Annotated in this window: 22 protein-coding genes; 20 read left to right on the forward strand and 2 right to left on the reverse strand. The window is 62.2% G+C overall.

The genetic code is table 11. The features are described 5' to 3' along the window. Positions 1-38: 38 nt before the first annotated feature. Both HRR99_RS04115 and HRR99_RS04120 read left to right on the forward strand, forming a co-directional pair. The gene (locus HRR99_RS04115; protein ID WP_233123411.1) at positions 39-347 is read left to right on the forward strand and encodes a Dabb family protein; all 309 of its coding nucleotides are present in this window, start codon (positions 39-41) and stop codon (positions 345-347) included. 71 nt (positions 348-418) lie between these two features. Next, a complete protein-coding gene (locus HRR99_RS04120; protein WP_233122879.1) occupies positions 419-1582 on the forward strand; it encodes a phage portal protein in 1164 nt (387 codons plus the stop codon). Between the two features lie 10 nt (positions 1583-1592). Here the strand turns inward: HRR99_RS04120 and HRR99_RS04125 are convergent, their stop codons facing one another. After that, the gene (locus tag HRR99_RS04125) at positions 1593-1880 is read right to left on the reverse strand and encodes a putative quinol monooxygenase (RefSeq protein WP_233122880.1); all 288 of its coding nucleotides are present in this window, start codon (positions 1878-1880) and stop codon (positions 1593-1595) included. Positions 1881-2085: 205 nt separating this feature from the next. Here HRR99_RS04125 and HRR99_RS04130 point away from each other — a divergent pair, with 205 nt between their 5' ends. The 6 genes from HRR99_RS04130 (at position 2086) to HRR99_RS04155 (ending at position 6164) form a co-directional block, all read left to right on the forward strand. Next, positions 2086-2406 carry a DUF6107 family protein gene (locus tag HRR99_RS04130; RefSeq protein WP_233122881.1) on the forward strand — a complete coding sequence of 107 codons (321 nt, stop codon included), beginning with the start codon at positions 2086-2088 and terminating at the stop codon, positions 2404-2406. 45 nt (positions 2407-2451) lie between these two features. After that, positions 2452-3024 carry an HK97 family phage prohead protease gene (locus HRR99_RS04135; protein WP_233122882.1) on the forward strand — a complete coding sequence of 191 codons (573 nt, stop codon included), beginning with the start codon at positions 2452-2454 and terminating at the stop codon, positions 3022-3024. A gap of 284 nt (positions 3025-3308) precedes the next feature. Next, the gene (locus HRR99_RS04140) at positions 3309-4556 is read left to right on the forward strand and encodes a phage major capsid protein (protein ID WP_233122883.1); all 1248 of its coding nucleotides are present in this window, start codon (positions 3309-3311) and stop codon (positions 4554-4556) included. A gap of 301 nt (positions 4557-4857) precedes the next feature. Continuing rightward, a complete protein-coding gene (locus HRR99_RS04145) occupies positions 4858-5427 on the forward strand; it encodes a head-tail connector protein (protein ID WP_233122884.1) in 570 nt (189 codons plus the stop codon). Between the two features lie 3 nt (positions 5428-5430). Further along, entirely contained in the window at positions 5431-5766 is a 336-nt protein-coding gene (locus tag HRR99_RS04150) for a phage head closure protein (RefSeq protein ID WP_233122885.1), read from the forward strand. Continuing rightward, positions 5763-6164, forward strand: a complete 402-nt coding sequence (locus HRR99_RS04155) for a DUF3168 domain-containing protein (RefSeq protein ID WP_233122886.1) — start codon at positions 5763-5765, stop codon at positions 6162-6164. The genes HRR99_RS04150 and HRR99_RS04155 overlap by 4 nt, the downstream gene beginning before the upstream one ends. Before the next feature lie 3 nt (positions 6165-6167). Here HRR99_RS04155 and HRR99_RS04160 read toward each other — a convergent pair whose 3' ends face one another. Next, the gene (locus tag HRR99_RS04160) at positions 6168-6602 is read right to left on the reverse strand and encodes a hypothetical protein (protein WP_233122887.1); all 435 of its coding nucleotides are present in this window, start codon (positions 6600-6602) and stop codon (positions 6168-6170) included. A gap of 127 nt (positions 6603-6729) precedes the next feature. Here HRR99_RS04160 and HRR99_RS04165 point away from each other — a divergent pair, with 127 nt between their 5' ends. The 12 genes from HRR99_RS04165 to HRR99_RS04220 all read left to right on the forward strand — a co-directional run bounded on the left by HRR99_RS04165 (position 6730) and on the right by HRR99_RS04220 (position 17736). Continuing rightward, positions 6730-7137, forward strand: coding sequence for a phage major tail protein, TP901-1 family (locus tag HRR99_RS04165; protein WP_112500962.1), 408 nt, complete (start codon positions 6730-6732; stop codon positions 7135-7137). Continuing rightward, positions 7137-7499 carry a gene transfer agent family protein gene (locus HRR99_RS04170; protein ID WP_233122888.1) on the forward strand — a complete coding sequence of 121 codons (363 nt, stop codon included), beginning with the start codon at positions 7137-7139 and terminating at the stop codon, positions 7497-7499. The genes HRR99_RS04165 and HRR99_RS04170 overlap by 1 nt, the downstream gene beginning before the upstream one ends. Next, a complete protein-coding gene (locus tag HRR99_RS04175) occupies positions 7496-7717 on the forward strand; it encodes a rcc01693 family protein (RefSeq protein ID WP_233122889.1) in 222 nt (73 codons plus the stop codon). Before HRR99_RS04170 ends, HRR99_RS04175 begins: the two co-directional genes overlap by 4 nt. 289 nt (positions 7718-8006) lie before the next feature. Next, positions 8007-8585 (forward strand): phage tail tape measure protein, encoded by a 579-nt coding sequence (locus HRR99_RS04180; protein WP_233122890.1) that lies wholly within the window; start codon positions 8007-8009, stop codon positions 8583-8585. A gap of 268 nt (positions 8586-8853) precedes the next feature. Continuing rightward, entirely contained in the window at positions 8854-9486 is a 633-nt protein-coding gene (locus HRR99_RS04185) for a TIGR02217 family protein (RefSeq protein ID WP_233122891.1), read from the forward strand. Next, on the forward strand, positions 9483-10367 hold the full coding sequence (locus HRR99_RS04190) for a DUF2163 domain-containing protein (protein WP_233122892.1): 885 nt from the start codon (positions 9483-9485) through the stop codon (positions 10365-10367). The genes HRR99_RS04185 and HRR99_RS04190 overlap by 4 nt, the downstream gene beginning before the upstream one ends. Beyond that, positions 10364-10840 (forward strand): C40 family peptidase, encoded by a 477-nt coding sequence (locus HRR99_RS04195; protein WP_233122893.1) that lies wholly within the window; start codon positions 10364-10366, stop codon positions 10838-10840. The genes HRR99_RS04190 and HRR99_RS04195 overlap by 4 nt, the downstream gene beginning before the upstream one ends. Before the next feature lie 105 nt (positions 10841-10945). Further along, positions 10946-14746 carry a baseplate multidomain protein megatron gene (locus HRR99_RS04200; RefSeq protein WP_233122894.1) on the forward strand — a complete coding sequence of 1267 codons (3801 nt, stop codon included), beginning with the start codon at positions 10946-10948 and terminating at the stop codon, positions 14744-14746. A 36-nt stretch (positions 14747-14782) separates the two neighbouring features. Then, positions 14783-14989: a hypothetical protein gene (locus HRR99_RS04205; RefSeq protein WP_112500067.1), complete on the forward strand. Its 207-nt coding sequence runs from the start codon at positions 14783-14785 to the stop codon at positions 14987-14989. A gap of 327 nt (positions 14990-15316) precedes the next feature. Then, positions 15317-15586 carry a hypothetical protein gene (locus HRR99_RS04210; RefSeq protein ID WP_111841660.1) on the forward strand — a complete coding sequence of 90 codons (270 nt, stop codon included), beginning with the start codon at positions 15317-15319 and terminating at the stop codon, positions 15584-15586. A gap of 88 nt (positions 15587-15674) precedes the next feature. After that, a complete protein-coding gene (locus HRR99_RS04215) occupies positions 15675-16346 on the forward strand; it encodes a response regulator transcription factor (RefSeq protein ID WP_111841664.1) in 672 nt (223 codons plus the stop codon). Further along, positions 16336-17736, forward strand: coding sequence for an ATP-binding protein (locus HRR99_RS04220; RefSeq protein WP_233122895.1), 1401 nt, complete (start codon positions 16336-16338; stop codon positions 17734-17736). Before HRR99_RS04215 ends, HRR99_RS04220 begins: the two co-directional genes overlap by 11 nt. Positions 17737-17802: the final 66 nt, after the last annotated feature.

Here is a 17802-nt window from a genome sequence, read left to right on the forward strand (position 1 = left end):
CGATTTCCACCCCGAGATTTTGCATGACAGGTGCCACCATGATCCGCCACATCGTTTTCTTCACCGTACCGGAAGCCAACCGCGACGCGGTGCGCAAGGGCCTCTCCGGCCTGACCGCAATCTCCCACGCTTCGACGCTGGAAATCGGCGAGAACGTGAAGAAGGATCAGTGGGGCAATTCGGTCGACTTCATCGTCTACGGCGAATTTGAGAACGAGGCGGCGCTGGCGGCCTACAAGGCAGACCCAGCCTATGAGCTTTCCACCAGTACGGTGAAGCCGCTCAGGGATACGCGGGTGGCTGCGGATTTTGATAGTGACCGGGCGGTGAAAGCGCCGATCAAGTAAGTCAGCTTTCTGGCCCTCCATCTTAGCCACCTGCAGGGTGGCTTTTTTGTTGTCTTTCAAAGGAAATATCCATGCGATTTTTTGGTCATCTGCCGTGGCGGCGCCCGGTGGGGCGTGAGGGTGTGCGCGAAGAAAAGGCGGCGGGCGGGTTTCTGGTGCTGTCTGGCGAAGCGGGGCGGGCGCATTGGTCTGGCCGGGGTTATGGCGCGCTGTCGCGCGAAGGCTTCATGCGTAACCCGGTGGCGCATCGGGCGGCGCGGATGGTGGCGGAGGCTGCGGCGTCCGTCAGTTGGTTGCTGTATGAGGGTGACGACGAGATTGGCGAGCATGCGCTATTGCGGCTGCTGGCGCGTCCCAACGGGCAGATGAGCGGGCCGGATTTCTTCGAGGCGCTGTACGGACATCTGCTGCTGTCCGGCAATGGCTATATCGAGCCGCTGATGGTGGGCGAGCGGTTGCGGGAGCTGCATCTGCTGCGGCCCGACCGGGTCGGCATCATCGAGGGCGCGGATGGCTGGGTGGCGGCCTATGATTACCGCGCCGAAGGCCGGGCGGCGCGGCGCATCGCGGCGGATCGCGATGGGTTGGGGCTGCTACATCTGAAATTATTCAACCCGCTCGACGACCACGGCGGGTTTTCACCGCTGGCGGCGGCTGGTGCAGCGCTGGATCTGCACAATGCCGCCAGCATCTGGAACAAGCGGTTGCTGGACAACTCCGCCCGCCCCTCCGGCGCGCTGGTCTATCAGCCCAAGGAGGGCGGTAATCTTTCCACCGACCAATATGAGCGGCTGAAGCGGGAGCTGGAGGAGGGCTATGCAGGTGCCGTGAATGCCGGGCGTCCGCTGCTGCTGGAGGGCGGGCTGGACTGGAAGAGCATGGGGCTTTCGCCCAGGGATATGGACTTTATGGAGGCCAAGAATGGCGCGGCGCGGGACATCGCGCTGGCACTCGGCGTGCCGCCCATGCTGCTGGGCATTCCCGGTGACAATACCTATGCGAATTACCAGGAGGCCAACCGGGCGTTCTATCGGCTGACGGTTCTGCCGCTGATCAACCGGACGGCGGCGAGTTTATCGGCTTGGCTGGCACCATTGTTCGAGGGTTCTTTGCGGCTGGAGCCAGATCTGGATCGGATTGCGGGCTTGGCTGGCGAGCGGGATGCGCTGTGGGCGCGGGTGGGGGCTGCTGGGTTTTTGAGCGATGAGGAGAAGCGGGAGGCGGTGGGGTACTGAGGGTGGCTGTTCACGACAGCATATCCATGAGAATGAACGTCGCCGCTTGCCTTTGGTGTGCATTTATCAGCGGCACGAGCCGTGTAAAATGCTCTGTGGCGCAATGGGCATCCAGTGCTGCACGATCCGGCCATTCTTCGATGAAAACGAAGTGGCCCGGGTCTTTTTGATCGATGAAAAGATCATATGCGATGCAGAGTTCTTCCTGCTTCGTTTTCTCCACAAGCTCTCGGTAGAGTGGGAGCACAGTCTCGACCGCGTCAAGTTTGATAAAGTCCTGAGCGATGACCTTGAGCATGAAAATCTTTCGATAACAACTGCTTATGAGATGATGCGGAATCGGCTTGCGAAGCCCGACCCGCAAGTGGAATCGTTTTATGAGGCCTTTGCGATAAGCCGCTCAAATGAATCGGCAAAACGGACGTCCATTGTCAAAACACGCCGATCGTCCGGTCAAAGACAGGGCGTGGCCGCAACTTCAATCTAACCCGGAATGGTTACTTATGTCTGAATTTGCAAACGAGGGTAGCATCTGGGCTGCCCGTTTTACCGGGGCCGTGGCGGGAGCCGGGGTTTCGCTGATCTATCTGTTGCCGCAGACGCACCGTGAGGCGGCGAGCCGTTTTTTGACCGGGCTTGCCTGCGGCATGATTTTCGGCGGGCCGGTGGGGCTGTGGATCGTCCAGCGGCTGGGTATCTCCGGTGGCCTTTCGAGCCAGGAGGTGATGCTGACCGGCTCGGCTGCCGCCAGCCTGTGTGCGTGGTGGGGGCTGGGCGCGATGGTGCGCGTGGCCGAGCGGTACGCGGCGCGGCCCAAACCTTGACCTGATCCGTCAACGCACATTTCCTCAAAATCCCAGGAGAATTTCATGCACGTTTATCGCGGGCCGCGGCCTGCTACGCGCAAATTTGCCAGTCTGGAACTGCGCGGTATCCCTTTCGATGGGTCGTTTTCCGGTTATGCCAGCGTGTTTGGCGAGGTGGATCTGGGGCGTGATGTGATTGAGCAGGGTGCGTTTCGGCGCTCGCTGGAAGAACGCGGCGCTTCCGGGATTCGCATGCTGTACCAGCACGACCCGGCCCAGCCCATCGGCGCATGGCGCACCATTCGTGAAGATGAGCGCGGGCTCTACGTGGAGGGGGTGCTGGCGCCGGATGTGGCGCGGGCGAAGGAGGTGCATTCGTTGATGAAGACGGGTGCATTGGACGGACTTTCCATCGGTTTCCAGACCGTGCGGGCGGGTAAGGCATCCCGTGGTGGTGTGCGGCGTATTCTGGAGGCGGACCTTTGGGAAATTTCGGTCGTGACCTTTCCCATGCTGCCATCTGCGCGGGTTTCCAACGTCAAGCAGGCGAGGTTCTTTCGCGACCGGGAGACGGAGCTGGTGCGAACGATGCGCCTGGCGGCGAAGAGTTTGGCGGGCGGGGTGTTTCGGCGGTGAGGGGGCTTTTGAGGTTCGCCGTTTGGCCCTCATTCCTGTGCTCGTCACAGGAATCCAGCCAGCCCAAGTCCTTGGGCTGAAGGGAGTCTTTTCGCCACGCAGACGCGTGTCGACTGGATCCCTGTGACAAGCACAGGGATGAGGGAAGAGGAGTGGGTTTGCGCCGAGGAAGAGTCTTTTGCATCGCAGACGCGATGCTGCTGGGCCCCGGATCAAGTCCGGGGTGACGATGGGGAGGCGGGCGTCGTCTTCCAACTTAAAAACAATCAACAGAGGAAAACCACATGACGGAACAGACAGTTGCACCGCAGATCAAGGCCGTGCCGGATACGATGACGGCGGCTTTCGATGATTTTATGGAGGCGTTCGAGGCCTTCAGGGAGACCAATGACGAGCGGTTGGGGGATATCGAGCGCAAGATGGGCAGCGATGTTCTGACCCGCGAAAAGCTTGATCGCATTGACAAGGCGCTGGACGACAATAAAAAGGCGATGGACGAGCTTTCGCTGAAGAAGGCGCGACCTGCGCTGGGGCGCAGGGGTGCGGCCAACGCGGAGGCGGAGGAGCACAAGGCGGCGTTCGAGGCCTATATTCGCCGGGGTGACGAGGGCGCGCTGCGCGATCTGGAGGCCAAGGCGTTTTCTGGGAGTAGCGGCGCTGATGGCGGGTATCTGCTGCCCAACGAGACAGACAGCGATATCGGCAGGCGCATGGCGGTGGTTTCGCCCATGCGCGCACTTTCCACCGTGCGGCAGGTTTCCGGCTCTGTGCTGAAAAAGCCGTTTGCGCCGAGCGGCATGGCCACCGGCTGGGTTTCCGAGACGGCGGCACGACCGCAGACCAACACGCCGCAGCTTTCCGAGCTGACCTTCCCCACCATGGAGCTTTACGCAATGCCAGCGGCTACGCAAGGTTTGCTGGATGATGCGGCAGTCGATATCGAGGCGTGGATTGCGTCCGAAGTCGACGTGGCCTTTGCCGAGCAGGAGGGCACGGCGTTTATTTCCGGCGATGGGGTGAACAAGCCGAAGGGTCTGCTGGCCTATGACACGGTGGCGAACTCGGCCTGGGAGTGGGGCAAAATCGGCTATGTGGCGACCGGGACAGCTGGCGCGTTTGCCTCTTCCGGGCCGCTGGATGTGCTGATCGACACGGTCTATGCGCTCAAAGCCGGGCACCGCCAGAATGGCAACTTCCTGATGAACCGCAAGACGCAGTCCACCTTGCGCCGGGCGAAGGACAACACCGGCAACTATCTGTGGCAGCCACCAGCTTCTGCGGGTCAGGCGGCGCTGTTGATGGGCTTTCCGGTGGCCGAAGCCGAGGATATGCCGGATGTGGCTGCGGGCAGCACGGCCATTGCGTTTGGTGATTTCCGCGCCGGGTATCTGGTGGTGGACCGCACGGGTATTCGCATTCTGCGCGATCCGTATTCGGCAAAGCCTTATGTGCTGTTTTACACGACCAAGCGTGTTGGGGGCGGAGTGCAGAACTTTGAGGCGGTGAAGCTGGTGAAGTTTGCGGCGAGTTGAGAACTCGGTTCTTCATCTTGATGTCGTCATGCCGGAGTTTTCCGGCATGACGGAAGACGAACAGAAGCGTCATCGCTTGTGGCACACCCCCCTCTGTCCTGCCGGACATCTCCCCCACAAGGAGGGAGATCGGCAAGACGTGTGATCCCCACTCTATCCGCAACCCATGAGATGGGCGAGAGGTCTCAACGGGTCGATCTCCCCCATTGAGGGGGAGATGTCCGGCATGACAGAGGGGGTAAGCCACGGGCGCTGACAGACAAGAGTTGCTGCTGCAACGACCCAATTCCCCGGAGACACCATGACCTATGCCACACTGACCCCGCCGCTGGCGGAGGCGTTGACGCTTGCCGATGTGAAGGCGCATTTGCGGCTGGATGGCGCGGATGAGGATGCGCTGCTGGCAGCGCTGATCACCACCGCGCGCGAGCATCTGGAGCGCCAGACGGGCCTGTGCCTTATGCGCCGGAGCTTTCGGCTGTATCTCGACGACTGGCCTGCCAACGGCGTGATTCAGATTGCCAAGGGACCGGTGCAAGCCATCGAAACGATTCTGGTTTTCGATGATGCGGGCGACCCGACCGACGTAACCGACACGGACAAGCTGCTGGACGGGCAGGCGCGACCGGCGCGGCTGTGGCTGCGCCAGCCGCCTGCGTCGGGACAACCGCTGAACGGCATCGAAATCGATTTTACCGCAGGCTTTGGCGAGAGCGGCGCCGATGTGCCCGATACGCTGAAGCGGGCGATGCTGATCCATATTGCGCATATGTTTGCGTTTCGCGGCGCGGTTTCGCCTGCCGACCAGCCTGCGGGTGTGCCCGTTGGTTACGAGCGGCTGGTTGCACCGTTTCGCCGTGTGGGGCTGTGAGCGATGAACCTGACCTTTCTCGACCCCGGCCAGCTGACGGCGCGGCTGGAGCTTGAGGCACCGGAAGACCTTTCCGACGGACAGGGCGGTGTGACGGCGGGCTGGCGTCCGCTGCGTTCGCTCTGGGCGGCCATAGAGCCGGTTTCGCAAGGGGCTTACGAGCGGGCATCTGCCGATGGCGTGGCGATCACGCATCGCATCTGGGCCGGGTTTCGCAGCGATGTTGTGGCGGGCATGCGGCTGCGCAAAGGCGCGCGGGTGTTTGCGGTGAAATCGGTCATCGACCCCGATGAAACGGGTCGTTTCATTGTCTGCCGTTGCGAGGAGGAAAGCCGATGAGGGCAGCCAATGCGCTGTTGCAGGCGGTTCATGCCCGGCTCGTCCGCGATGCCGAACTGGTGGGCATGGTGGGTAGCGGCGGCATTGTGGACCGGCTGCTGCCGAGGCCGGTTTTGCCCTGCGTGGCCTTTGGCGAAATCGACAGCCGCGATTATTCTACCGCGTCGGAGCGCGGCGAAGAGCATTTTCTGACCATCGAAGTGTGGAGCGAGGCGGGCGGGCGAAAGCTGGCGCAGGACATTGCCGTGCGCATTCTGGCCCTGCTCGACGACGCGCCACTGGTGCTGGGCGGCGGCATTGCGCTGGTGAGCTTGTTTTATCGCAACAGCCGGTCTGTGCGGCAGGCGAAGACGAAGCAGTTTTTGACGGAAATACGGTTTCGGGCGGTGACGGAGTAAGCCTCAGGACGGAGGTGACATACGATTTTCAAGATCATGCAGTCGAATGCTTGTCTCTTCTGAAATCCGTAGTGCTTGCGAAGCATTCTGGAGGGCCGTCAGGATATCATTATACTGACCGGTGAGATCAATTTGAGTGCGTTTGACGTCCCGTGCACGCTCGTCAAGCTGCCGCTCCATATCTTCAATGCGAACTGAAACGGCATCAAGACGCCCCGTTGTTTCACCGTGCTGGCGAACGGCTAGCTCTTGTAGAGTCCCGAACTGGCGCATGTTCGACTCTTGCAGGCCGTTCATCTTGCGATTGAGTTTGGTGATTTCCGTTTCGACCGATGAAAACTTTTCGATCGCCGCTTCGACCATACCAAGCGTGCGGCGTTGGCCCTCGAAGAGGGCATTCAGTAACGGTAGTAATTTTGCGGCTTCATTATCAGACATTTGAAGCAATCCTCTCATCAAACGAAATATGGCACCGGATAGCGCGAAGTACAAGTAACCGCGCATCGCGTTAAGTCTGGGTTGCCGCGCTGTCGCGTGTCGTCACAACCATTCGAAAGGAAAAACCATGGTGGCGCAGAAGGGGAAAGACCTGCTGCTGAAGATCGAGAATGGCGGGGCGTTCGTGACCGTGGCCGGGCTGCGGACGAAACGGCTGGCGTTCAATGCGGAGAGCGTTGACGTAACCGATGCCGAAAGCGCCGGGCGCTGGCGGGAATTGCTGGCTGGGGCGGGCATTCAGCGGGCGGGGTTGACGGCATCGGGCATTTTCAAGGACCAGCAAAGCGACGCGCTGGTACGCGGGCAGTTCTTTGCCGGTGCCATTCCCGGCTGGCAGATCGTGATCCCGGATTTCGGCACGGTTGCGGGACCGTTCCAGATTACCGCGCTGGAATATTCCGGGCGGCATGATGGCGAAGTGCAGTTCGAAATCGCGCTGGAATCGGCGGGTGCCATCAGCTTCGGAGCTTTGTGATGGGGGCCGCGAATTTCAGGCGGGCGAACCGAAGGCGCGGCGAAGTGGAGGCAGTGCTGGATGGCGAGCGGCGCATTCTATGCCTAACGCTGGGCGCACTCGCCGAACTGGAAACCGCCTTTGCTGCCGATGACCTGACGGGTTTGGCGAGCCGCTTTGCCAGCGGGCGAATGAAGGCCGCCGATATGATCCGCGTCATCGGTGCCGGGCTTCGCGGCGCAGGCAATGTGTTTTCCGATGACGATGTGGGCGCGATGAGCATCGAAGGTGGAATTGCCGGTTACGCAACGATCGTGGGAGACCTCCTGACCGCGACTTTTGCCGGAACCGGCGAGCAGGGGCAAGCCACGGCTTCCCCTTGAGTGCCGCAGCGGGCGCAGACCACGCGCAGGATGCCAAGCCCTTTCCCTGGGGGCAGGTGATCCATGCGGGGCTGAGCCTGCTGCGGCTTTCTCCGGCGGTTTTCTGGGCGCTGACGCCGGTCGAGTTTTTTGCCATGACGGGTGGGATGCGGCCGCAACGTGGTGGGCTGGATCGGGGTGGGCTGGAGGGGTTGATGCGGGCTTTTCCGGATGGGTGACGTCTAATTTGTCGCATAGTGGTGCGGCGGGTTATCTCTCCCCCCTGTGGGAGAGAAAGCAATTTCAAAATCTTAAGCTTGCTTAAGTGTTAGAAATTGCAAGTGAGGGGTTCGACTTCGGCGCTAGCGGTAAACCCCTCACCTAGAAAATCTACGACTTAGCTGATGCTAAGATCGTGATTTTCTGTCCTCTCCCACAGGGGGAGAGGTAACCCGCAGCACACTCTGCGAAAATTCCTTTGTATTCCAATCCCCTAGCTTCCCAAATTGAATCAGAAAGGCAAGGCCGATGGTTGATGAGACGAGTTTTGCCGACCAGCGTGATGAGGCGCAGGCTTTGGCTGACGTGATGGAGGATCTGGAGCGGCGGTCTCAGCGGTTTGGGTCGGCGCTGACGTCTGCGCTTCAGGCAGCGACGACGGGCGGCAAGGGGCTGGATAGCGTGTTGCAGGGACTTGGGACGCGGCTTTCCAATATTGCGCTGTCTGCCGGGTTGAAACCGCTGGAGAACATGCTGTCATCGGCGGTCAGCAGTCTCACATCCGGGGCTGGATCGCTGTTTGCCTTTGCCGATGGCGGCGTGCCGGGGCGGGTGACGCCGTTTGCGGAGGGCGGTGTGGTTTCGAGCCCGACGTTTTTTCCCATGGGTGGCGATATGGGGTTGATGGGCGAGGCTGGGAGTGAAGCGATTTTGCCGCTGAAGCGCGGGGCGGATGGGTCGCTGGGCGTGGCTTCTGCCGGTGGCGTTGGGGGCACGCAGATCGTGTTCAACGTGACGGCGAGCGATGCGGCAAGTTTTCGGCGCAGCGAGGGGCAGATTTCGGCGATGCTGGCTAGGAGTGTGGGGCGGGGACAGAGGGGGCTTTAGTGTGTGTGGCTGAAGCGTTTTGCGTTTGGCGTTGAGTTTGTGGCTCACCCCCCTCTGTCCTGCCGGACATCTCCCCCACAAGGAGGGAGATCGGCTGGGCGCTTGCTCCCCGTTCTGTCCGCAGCCTTTGAGATGGCCGAGAGGCCTCCACAAGTCGATCTCCCCACCTGTGGGGGAGATGGCCGGCAGGCCAGAGGGGGGTGTGCCGCGCCCACTGCCGCCAGCGGGCTGCTCGCAAAATTTCACTTAAATCAGGAAAATCAAAGTCATGGCAGCATTTCATGAGGTGCGGTTTCCGTTGCGGTTGGCGTTGGGGACCAGTGGGGGACCGGTGCGGCGGACGGATATTGTCAATTTGTCCAATGGGCGGGAGAACCGGAACCAGCGGTGGAGGAATTCTCGGCGGGCATATGATGCTGGGTCGGGGGTGCGCTCGGTGAGTGACCTTTATGCGGTACTGGAGTTTTTCGAGGCGCGGAGCGGGCAGCTCTATGGATTTCGGTTTCGTGAACCGGTTGACTTCCGGTCCTGCCCGCCGCTGACGGTACCCACCGCCATGGACCAGCGGATCGGCACTGGCGATGGGGTGGCGGCTGCGTTTCCGTTGGTGAAGACCTATGCCGATGCAGGTGGCGGGTGGACGCGGACGATTGCGAAGCCCGTGGAGGGGTCGGTGCTGGTTTCGGTTAATGGTGTGGCGACGGTGAATTTTAGCACCGATTACGCGACCGGGATGGTGACGTTTGCGCCGGGGCATGTGCCAGCAGTGGGAGCAGCCATCCGGGCAGGGTTCGAGTTCGATGTGCCGGTGCGGTTCGATGTCGATCGCATCGACGTGAGCCTCAGTGCCTTCGAGGCCGGGCGTATTCCGTCCATTCCACTAGTGGAGATTTTGCCATGAAGACCGTGCCTTCGGCTCTCGCTGCGCATCTTAGGGGCGAGGCGACGACGACGTGTCATTGCTGGAAGGTGAGCCTGCGCGATGGCGCCATCATGGGCTTTACCGAGCATGACGAGCCGCTGACCTTCGGCGGCGTGACCTATCTGGCCGCATGCGGTTTTCAGGCCAGTGAAAACGACAGCGAGACGGGACTGGCGGCCAGCAGCGGCGAAGTCGCAGGCGGCTTTTCCAGCGAGGCGGTGAGCGAGGATGACCTTGCGGCTGGGCGTTATGACGGCGCGAAGGTGGAGCTTTACCTCGTGAACTGGCAGGCACCGGAGCAGCACATTCTGCTGAAGGTGCGCGAGATTGGCGAGGTGACTCGGGCGGGTGGGGCGTTTACGGCGGAACTGCGCAGTTTCGCGCACAGGCTGAGCCAGCCGCAGGGGCGGGTCTATGGACGGCGATGCGATGCGGCGCTGGGCGATGGCAGATGCGGTGCCAATGTGGGGGCGTTTCAGACCGGTGGCGCGGTGGTTTCAACGGATGCGGCGGGGCGACTGACGGTGTCTGGACTGTCTGCCTTTGCCGATGGGTTTTTCAAGCAGGGCAAGATGCGTTTTACCAGCGGGGCGAACAAAGGCCGCGGTTTCGACCTCGATGACCACGCGCTGCGCGATGGGGTGGTGACGTTTCGGTTGTGGCTGCCGCTGGAGGTTTTGCCGCAGCAGGGAGACACGTTCACGGTGACGGCGGGGTGCGACAAGAGCTTTGCGACCTGCAAAGCGAAGTTTGCCAATTATCTGAATTTTCGAGGCTTTCCGCATATGCCGGGGGCGGATTTTGCCTATTCCTATGTGACGAGCCGGACGCAACACGATGGCGGGGCGCTGTACCTATGAGCGATACGGGAGAACGTGTGCTGGCCGTGGCCGAAAGCTGGATCGGCACGCCCTACCGGCATCAGGCTTCCACCATCGGTGTGGGCTGCGATTGTCTGGGGCTGGTGCGCGGTATCTGGCGCGCGCTGTACGGTGACGAGCCAGAATTGCCGCCGCCCTATGCCCGCGACTGGGCCGAGCGTGGCGGTGAGGACCGGCTGATGGCGGCGGCGCAGCGGCATTTTCAGCCCGTTGCCAGCATGGCAGATGCGCTGCCGGGCGACATGCTGCTGTTTCGCTGGCGGCCGGAATTTGCAGCCAAGCATGTGGGCATTCTGGCCGGGCCTGATCACTTCATTCACGCCTATGAGGCGGCAGCGGTGTTGCGGTCTGCGTTGGTGCCCGCCTGGCGCAGGCGTGTTGCGGGGGTGTTTCGTTTTCCCGAAGGGGTGAGGTCGGATGAGGGGCGGGCGTCGATGGGGACGGATAGCTAGCCCCCGCATCCCGCGCCGCGACCTTCTCCCCGGCGGGGCGAAGGCGGCAAGGTGCGCCCACTGTGTTCATCCATAAAGTCTCGATAAACCTAAGAAGAGAGAGCTATGGCGACCCTTGTTCTACAGGCGGCTGGTGCTGCTGTTGGCAGTCTTTTCGGGCCGGTTGGGGCCATCATCGGCAGGGCGGCGGGGGCGTTGGCGGGGAGTGCTATCGATAGCGCGCTGCTGTCGAGTTCCAGAACGGTGACGGGTGCGCGGCTCTCGACGGCGCGTATTCCCGGTGCCGAGGAGGGGGCTGCCATATCACGGGCCTATGGCACGGTGCGCATCGGCGGCACGCTGATCTGGGCGACGCGGTTTGAGGAAAGTGTGACGCGGGAGCGGCAGGGCGGCAAGGGCAGCAACAGCGGCAGCACGACGACGGTCGAGACCTTCACCTACTTCGCTAACATCGCCATCGGCCTGTGCGAAGGCGAGGTGGCCATGGTGCGGCGGGTGTGGGCCGATGGGCAGGAGTTGGATCTGACCGGCATCGAAACACGGTTCTACCCCGGCAGTGACGACCAGCTTCCCGACCCGCTGATCGAGGCCAAGCAGGGTGCGGGCAATGCACCTGCCTATCGCGGGCTGTGCTACATGGTGTTCGAGCGGCTGCCGCTGGAAAGCTTCGGCAATCGTATTCCGCTGCTGCAGTTCGAGGTGGTCAGGCCCATCGGAAAGCTGGAGGGGCAGATCCGCGCGGTGACGGTGATACCCGGCGCGACGGAATATGGCTATGCGACGACTGCCGTTTCCGAGCGCACGGGTGCTGGCGAAAGCCGTATTCTGAACCGAAACACGCTGGTGGCGACGACCGACTGGCAGGCCTCCATCGACGAATTGCAGGCGCTTTGCCCCAATCTGGCGAGCGTGGCGCTGGTGGTGACGTGGTTCGGCACCGACATGCGGGCGGGCGAATGCCGTGTGCTGCCGGGGGTGGAGGTGGCCTATCGCGACCGCGAGAGTGCCACGTGGTCCGTGGCGGGGATGGGGCGCTGGCAGGCGCGGCTGGTTAGCCACCGTGACGGCGGCCCAGCCTATGGCGGCACGCCCAGCGATGCGAGCGTGTTGCAGGCCATTGCCGATTTGAAGGCGCGCGGTTTGAAAGTGTGTCTCTATCCGTTCGTGATGATGGATGTGCCAGCGGGCAATGGCTTGGCCGACCCCTATGGCAAAAGCGAGCAGGACGCCTATGGCTGGCGCGGCAACATTACCTGCCACCCGGCGGCGGGACGGGCGGGGAGCGTTGACCGGACTGCGGCGGCGCGGGGCCAAGTGACTGCCTTCAGCAGCCGGGCCGATGGTTACCGGCGCATGGTGCTGCATTATGCGGCGCTGGCAAAGCAGGCGGGCGGGGTGGATGCGTTTTTGATCGGTTCCGAACTGCGCGGGTTGACGCGGGTGCGGGATCAGGCCGGGGCATTTCCGTTCGTCGAGGACCTGGTGCGACTGGCGGGCGATGTGCGCGGGATGCTGGGTGCTGCGACGAAGCTGACCTATTCTGCCGACTGGAGCGAGTATTTCGGCTATCACCCGGCGGACGGCACGGGCGACGTGTTCTTCAACCTCGATCCGCTGTGGGCGAGCCCCGCCATCGATGCTGTCGGGATCGACAACTACATGCCGGTTTCCGACTGGCGTGACGAGGATGTGGAGGGCGGCAACCCGGATGGTTTCGTGGGTGCCGACGATGCGGCGGGCTTTGCGCGCAACGTGACGGCGGGCGAGGGGTATGACTGGTATTATGCCAGCGATGCCGACCGCGCGGCGCGACAGCGAACTGCCATTTCCGACGGTCTGAAGGGCAAGCACTGGCTTTATCGATACAAGGATCTGGTCGGCTGGTGGCAGAACCGACATTACGACCGGGTGGGTGGTGCGGAACGGTCTGCTCCGACAGCCTGGGTGCCAGGCATGAAGCCATTCTGGTTCACGGAGCTGGGTTGTCCGGCCATCGACAAGGGGGCGAACCGGCCCAACACCTTTATCGACCCGAAGTCCTCCGAAAGCGCTTTCCCGCATTTTTCCACCCGCAACCGTGCCGACAGTCAGCAGCGGCGTTTTCTGGAGGCGCATCACGACCATTGGGCAGGTGCTGCTGCGCCTGCCGGTATGGTCGATCCCGACAGGATTTTTGTGTGGACCTGGGATGCGCGGCCCTATCCGGCCTTTCCGCAGGATACGGCAAGCTGGAGCGACGGCGCGAACTGGCGCACCGGCCACTGGATGAACGGCAGGCTGGGCGCAACGACATTGGCCGATCTCATCTCTGCGGTTCTGACCGAGCATGGCTTTGCCGACTACGACGTGGCCGCCGTAACCGGCGATGTCGGCGGCTATGTGCAGGGCGAGGTGACGGCGGCGCGCAATCTGCTGGAGCCGTTGCTGGACGTGTTTCAGGTGGATTTGATCGAGGACGGGGCGGTGCTGCGGTTCGTGTCTCGCGGCAAGGCTGCGACGCGCACGAGGGTCATTTCCGCCTATGCGGATATCGAGGATGCGGCGCTGTGGTCCGAGGCGCGGGGGCACGACAGTGATTTTGCCGCAGAGGCTGTGCTGACGGCGTTCAACCCGGCGCTGGACTACGAGCAGGCCAGTGTGCGCTCGCGCCGTATCGACAATGCCGGAAACCGAGTGCTGCGGTACGATCTGGGTGCGGTGCTGGCGCAGGAAACGGCGCAGAATGCCGTGGAGGCGCTGCTGCGCGACAACCGGCTGGCGCGGCGCACGGTGCGGTTTTCGATCTCGCCGCAGGAGATCGCGCTCGACCCCGGCGACTGCGTGCAACTGGCTGGCGGCCCGAGCGGTCGTTTTCTGGTGAGCCGGATCGAGGATGGCGATGTCAGGCGGATCGAGGCGCGGGAGTTTTCACCCTCGGCAGTCGCCGCATCCGGCGAAACGGAGCCGTCGCGCAATGGCAGTGGCGGTGCGTCCGATGGTTTCGACCCCGATATCGTGCTGATGGATCTGCCGCGTTTCGAAACGGGCGAGGCGGCGGGCTTTGCCCGCGTAGCCGCCTATGCGCGTCCATGGCGGCGAATGGCGCTTTCCGTTTCAGCCGGGACGGAAGGCTATGAGGCACGCGCGGTGCTGGATCAGCCAGCGAAGATCGGCGCGCTGACGAGCGCCCTGCCGCAGGGGGTGGCAGGTCGTTTCAACTCGGCGGGGACGATAGACATCAGCTTGCCCTATGGCGATCTGGCCTCTGCCAGCGACCTTGCGGTGCTGAACGGTGCCAACCGCATTGCCATTCGCTGTGCCAACGGTGCGTGGGAGGTGGCGGCGTTCGGCCGCGCGCAGGAGGTGGCAAGCGGCGCGTGGCGGCTTTCCCGGTTGCTGCGCGGGCTGGCCGGGACCGAGGATGCAATGGCGGCGGGTGCCGTTTCTGGAAGCGACGTGGTGATTCTGGACGCGGGCGTTGTGGCGATGGGGCTGCGCAGCGAAGAACGCGGCCTGCACCTGAACTGGATCATCGAGGCGGCGGGTAAGCAGATTTCCAGCATCGGTCCCTTTGCCTTTGCCGGTGGAACGCGTGCCGAGACGCCGCTGGCACCGGTGCATCTGCGCGCGGTGCGACAGGCGGACGGTGTGCGCCTGACATGGGTGCGGCGCGGGCGCGTGGATGCCGATGGCTGGGACGCAGCCGATATTCCTCTGGATGAGGTGGCCGAGCGCTACCGCGTGGACATTCTGGCGGGGGAGGCAGTGCGCCGGACGATTGAGGTGGCTGAGGCCGCCTGTCTTTATGCCGCCAACGACGAGATTTCCGATTTCGGCGCGAAGCAGGCGACGCTTTCGGTCCGGGTGCGCCAGCTTGGACGGGCGGTGCCGTTGGGGATCGCAGCGGGCGCGATCTTGGACCTTTGAACTTCACAATGACGTCAACCGGGAAAGGGTAGAAACATGGACGATATGAAAGCCTGGTATCAGTCGAAAACCGTCTGGGGCGCACTGGTTGCCGTGATGGCACCGCTGTTGCAGGTGGTGGGTTTGAACTTGCCGAGGGGGTTTGAAGGCGAGCTTGTTGAGGGGTTGATGACGGTGGCTGGTGGCGTGGGCGGGTTGATTGCGCTGTATGGGCGGTTGTCGGCGACGCGGGTTATTCGGTAGTGGCGGTGGCTTCAGATAGGGCAGTGGGCGTGGCTAGCCCCCCTCTGCCCTGCCGGGCATCTCCCCCACAGGTGGGGAGATCGACTCGTGGTGATCTCTCGCCCATCTCAAACGCCGCGGATGGAGCGGTGAGCAAGCGTCTAGCCTATCTCCCCACCTGTGGGGGAGATGCCGGCAGGCAAAAGGGGGAGCCCCACCCACCGCCCTTCACCACACCCTCAAATCCGCGACATCCCACATTCATTTGCCATTCAGACGCTTTGCGATACATATTCGGGCAAGAATTCGTTTCGACGTGCATCCGATTTTTCCTTGGAAGTTTTTGCAATGGCATCACCTCTCATCATCGCGACGCTTGCAGCCGGTCTCTCCGGCTTTCCTGCGCCGCAGGCAGATGGGCAGGGTTCGTCAGCCCCGGCGCGTGTGCAGCAGGTTGCAAGCGACTGCTCGTCTGCCGTATCCCGTGTGGTGCGTGAGACCGGTGGGCAGTTGCTTTCGGTCTATCCCTCCAATGACGGCCAGAACTGTGTCGTGACCGTGCTGGTTCAGGGCAATGGCGAGCGCCCGCGCAAGGTGACGATGCGCGTGCCGATGTAGGTCAAGCCCCATCGAAATCTGCTTTAATCTGTTATAGATGTGATTTGGATTGCCGGTCTGCAGGCCGGATGGAATGAAAGGGCTGATGATGCGCATTCTCGTGGTCGAGGACGATACCAACCTCAATCGCCAACTGACCGACGCATTAAAAGAGGCGGGCTACGTTGTCGATCAGGCTTTCGATGGCGAAGAGGGGCATTATCTGGGTGATACCGAACCCTATGACGCCATTGTTCTCGATATCGGCCTGCCGCAACTGGACGGCATTACCGTTGTCGAGAAATGGCGTGCCAGCGGCAAGACCATGCCTGTCCTTATCCTCACCGCGCGTGACCGCTGGAGCGACAAGGTGGCAGGCATCGATGCCGGTGCCGACGACTATGTGACCAAGCCTTTCCATGTGGAAGAAGTGCTGGCGCGTGTGCGCGCACTGATCCGCCGTGCGGCGGGCCATGCATCGTCTGAAATCGTCTGTGGACCTGTCAGGCTGGACACCAAGTCTTCCAAGGCGACCGTCAACGGCACGACGCTGAAGCTGACCTCGCACGAGTTCCGGCTGCTCTCCTACCTCATGCACCACATGGGCGAAGTCGTTTCGCGTACCGAGCTGGTCGAGCATATGTACGATCAGGATTTCGACCGTGATTCCAATACGATCGAGGTGTTTGTCGGACGTTTGCGCAAGAAGCTGGGTGTCGATCTGATCGAGACCATCCGTGGCCTCGGCTACCGGATGCAAGCACCCGCAGATGCGAAGTAACTCACTCACCGCCCGCGTTCTGTTGCTGGCATCGGCATGGTCGATGCTGGCGCTGGTGGTGATCGCGGTGGTGATTTCCACGCTTTATAGACAGGGCGTGGAGCGCAGTTTTACCGATCTGCTGCGTGCGCAGCTTTACAACGTCATCAACTCCATCACCGTTTCCAACGAAAACACGCTGGCGGGAAGTCCGCAGCTGGGAGACCTGCGGTTTTCGCAGCCCGATACCGGCTGGTACTGGGTGGTGGAGCCGCTGGGCAATTTCCAGACTGCGCCTCTGGTGTCATCGTCTCTGGGTGTGTCGACGCTGCCTGTGCCCGGTATTCTGGACGTGCCCTTCGACAATCGCTACGAGCGTTATTACGTGGTGACGGATAGCGCGCAAAACCGCGTGCAGGTGGCGGAAACAGAGGTTGTGCTGGATGGCGAAGGCAGAGCGGCGCGGTTTCGCGTGACCGGCAATCTCAATGTCGTTGAAGACGATGTGCGCGATTTTTCCAACAGTCTTTATCTGGCACTGGCCGTGTTCGGCGTGGGCAGCCTAGTCGTCAATGGTCTTGCCATTCTCTACAGTTTGCGACCGCTGGACCATGCGCGTGTGGCACTGGGCAAGATACGCGGCGGCGATGCCGAACGTCTTGAGGGCGAATTTCCGAGGGAAATCCAGCCCTTGGCGACCGAAATCAATGCGCTGATCGAAAGCAACCGGAGGCTTGTGGAGCGAGCACGCATGCAGGTGGGCAATCTGGCGCACTCGCTGAAAACACCGATTGCCGTGCTGCTGAACGAGGCGCGCACGCTGGACAGCCACCATGGTGATCTGGTGCGCGGACAGGTGGAAGCGATGCAGGCGCAGGTGCAGTCCTACCTGTCACGCGCCCGGATCGCGGCGCAGCGCGGCTCGATTCTGGCGCGCGCGGAAGCCGAACCCGCGCTGGAGCGGCTGGTGCGCGTGATGCGCCGCCTGAACCCGGAAAAGACGTTCGAGCTGGATATGCAGCAACCGGCAGTCGTGCTGGCCATGGAGCAGCAGGATCTGGAAGAGGCCGTGGGCAACCTGCTGGAAAACGCGGCGCGTTTTGCGGATACGAAGGTGGTCATCAGCGTGATGCCCGGGGTTCATCCATCGTCCGACCCCGATGTGACGCGCCGCACCTGGGTTACGCTGCTGGTGGAGGATGATGGGCCGGGTCTGGAGCCCGAGCAGATAACCGAAGCGATGAAGCGCGGCAGGCGTCTGGACGAGAGCCGTCCGGGCACAGGCTTGGGTCTTTCCATCGTCAGCGAGGTGGTTTCTGAGTACCACGGTACCTTTGCCCTGTCGCGCAGTTCGCTTGGAGGCTTAAAAGCAGAATTGCTTCTACCCGGACTTTCGAAAGAGCTTGCATGACGGCCAAAAACTGGCAAGAGATGGCGGGAGCAGACCGTGCTAGGATGGCGCGTTGATAGGGAGTGT

It is taken from the genome of Agrobacterium vaccinii (assembly GCF_021310995.1).
GTDB classification, from domain to species: domain Bacteria; phylum Pseudomonadota; class Alphaproteobacteria; order Rhizobiales; family Rhizobiaceae; genus Agrobacterium; species Agrobacterium vaccinii.

What these genes read in the sequence shown, in the direction of transcription:
- HRR99_RS04150 (WP_233122885.1), top strand. Translation starts at nt 5,431, where the DNA reads ATGAACCTGACCTTTCTCGACCCCGGCCAGCTGACGGCGCGGCTGGAG.
- HRR99_RS04155 (WP_233122886.1), top strand. Translation starts at nt 5,763, where the DNA reads ATGAGGGCAGCCAATGCGCTGTTGCAGGCGGTTCATGCCCGGCTCGTC.
- HRR99_RS04140 (WP_233122883.1), top strand. Translation starts at nt 3,309, where the DNA reads ATGACGGAACAGACAGTTGCACCGCAGATCAAGGCCGTGCCGGATACG.
- HRR99_RS04195 (WP_233122893.1), top strand. Translation starts at nt 10,364, where the DNA reads ATGAGCGATACGGGAGAACGTGTGCTGGCCGTGGCCGAAAGCTGGATC.
- HRR99_RS04215 (WP_111841664.1), top strand. Translation starts at nt 15,675, where the DNA reads ATGCGCATTCTCGTGGTCGAGGACGATACCAACCTCAATCGCCAACTG.
- HRR99_RS04170 (WP_233122888.1), top strand. Translation starts at nt 7,137, where the DNA reads ATGGGGGCCGCGAATTTCAGGCGGGCGAACCGAAGGCGCGGCGAAGTG.
- HRR99_RS04165 (WP_112500962.1), top strand. Translation starts at nt 6,730, where the DNA reads ATGGTGGCGCAGAAGGGGAAAGACCTGCTGCTGAAGATCGAGAATGGC.
- HRR99_RS04115 (WP_233123411.1), top strand. Translation starts at nt 39, where the DNA reads ATGATCCGCCACATCGTTTTCTTCACCGTACCGGAAGCCAACCGCGAC.
- HRR99_RS04220 (WP_233122895.1), top strand. Translation starts at nt 16,336, where the DNA reads ATGCGAAGTAACTCACTCACCGCCCGCGTTCTGTTGCTGGCATCGGCA.
- HRR99_RS04160 (WP_233122887.1), bottom strand. Translation starts at nt 6,602, where the DNA reads ATGTCTGATAATGAAGCCGCAAAATTACTACCGTTACTGAATGCCCTC.
- HRR99_RS04210 (WP_111841660.1), top strand. Translation starts at nt 15,317, where the DNA reads ATGGCATCACCTCTCATCATCGCGACGCTTGCAGCCGGTCTCTCCGGC.
- HRR99_RS04185 (WP_233122891.1), top strand. Translation starts at nt 8,854, where the DNA reads ATGGCAGCATTTCATGAGGTGCGGTTTCCGTTGCGGTTGGCGTTGGGG.
- HRR99_RS04190 (WP_233122892.1), top strand. Translation starts at nt 9,483, where the DNA reads ATGAAGACCGTGCCTTCGGCTCTCGCTGCGCATCTTAGGGGCGAGGCG.
- HRR99_RS04200 (WP_233122894.1), top strand. Translation starts at nt 10,946, where the DNA reads ATGGCGACCCTTGTTCTACAGGCGGCTGGTGCTGCTGTTGGCAGTCTT.
- HRR99_RS04125 (WP_233122880.1), bottom strand. Translation starts at nt 1,880, where the DNA reads ATGCTCAAGGTCATCGCTCAGGACTTTATCAAACTTGACGCGGTCGAG.
- HRR99_RS04180 (WP_233122890.1), top strand. Translation starts at nt 8,007, where the DNA reads ATGGTTGATGAGACGAGTTTTGCCGACCAGCGTGATGAGGCGCAGGCT.
- HRR99_RS04145 (WP_233122884.1), top strand. Translation starts at nt 4,858, where the DNA reads ATGACCTATGCCACACTGACCCCGCCGCTGGCGGAGGCGTTGACGCTT.
- HRR99_RS04120 (WP_233122879.1), top strand. Translation starts at nt 419, where the DNA reads ATGCGATTTTTTGGTCATCTGCCGTGGCGGCGCCCGGTGGGGCGTGAG.
- HRR99_RS04130 (WP_233122881.1), top strand. Translation starts at nt 2,086, where the DNA reads ATGTCTGAATTTGCAAACGAGGGTAGCATCTGGGCTGCCCGTTTTACC.
- HRR99_RS04205 (WP_112500067.1), top strand. Translation starts at nt 14,783, where the DNA reads ATGGACGATATGAAAGCCTGGTATCAGTCGAAAACCGTCTGGGGCGCA.
- HRR99_RS04135 (WP_233122882.1), top strand. Translation starts at nt 2,452, where the DNA reads ATGCACGTTTATCGCGGGCCGCGGCCTGCTACGCGCAAATTTGCCAGT.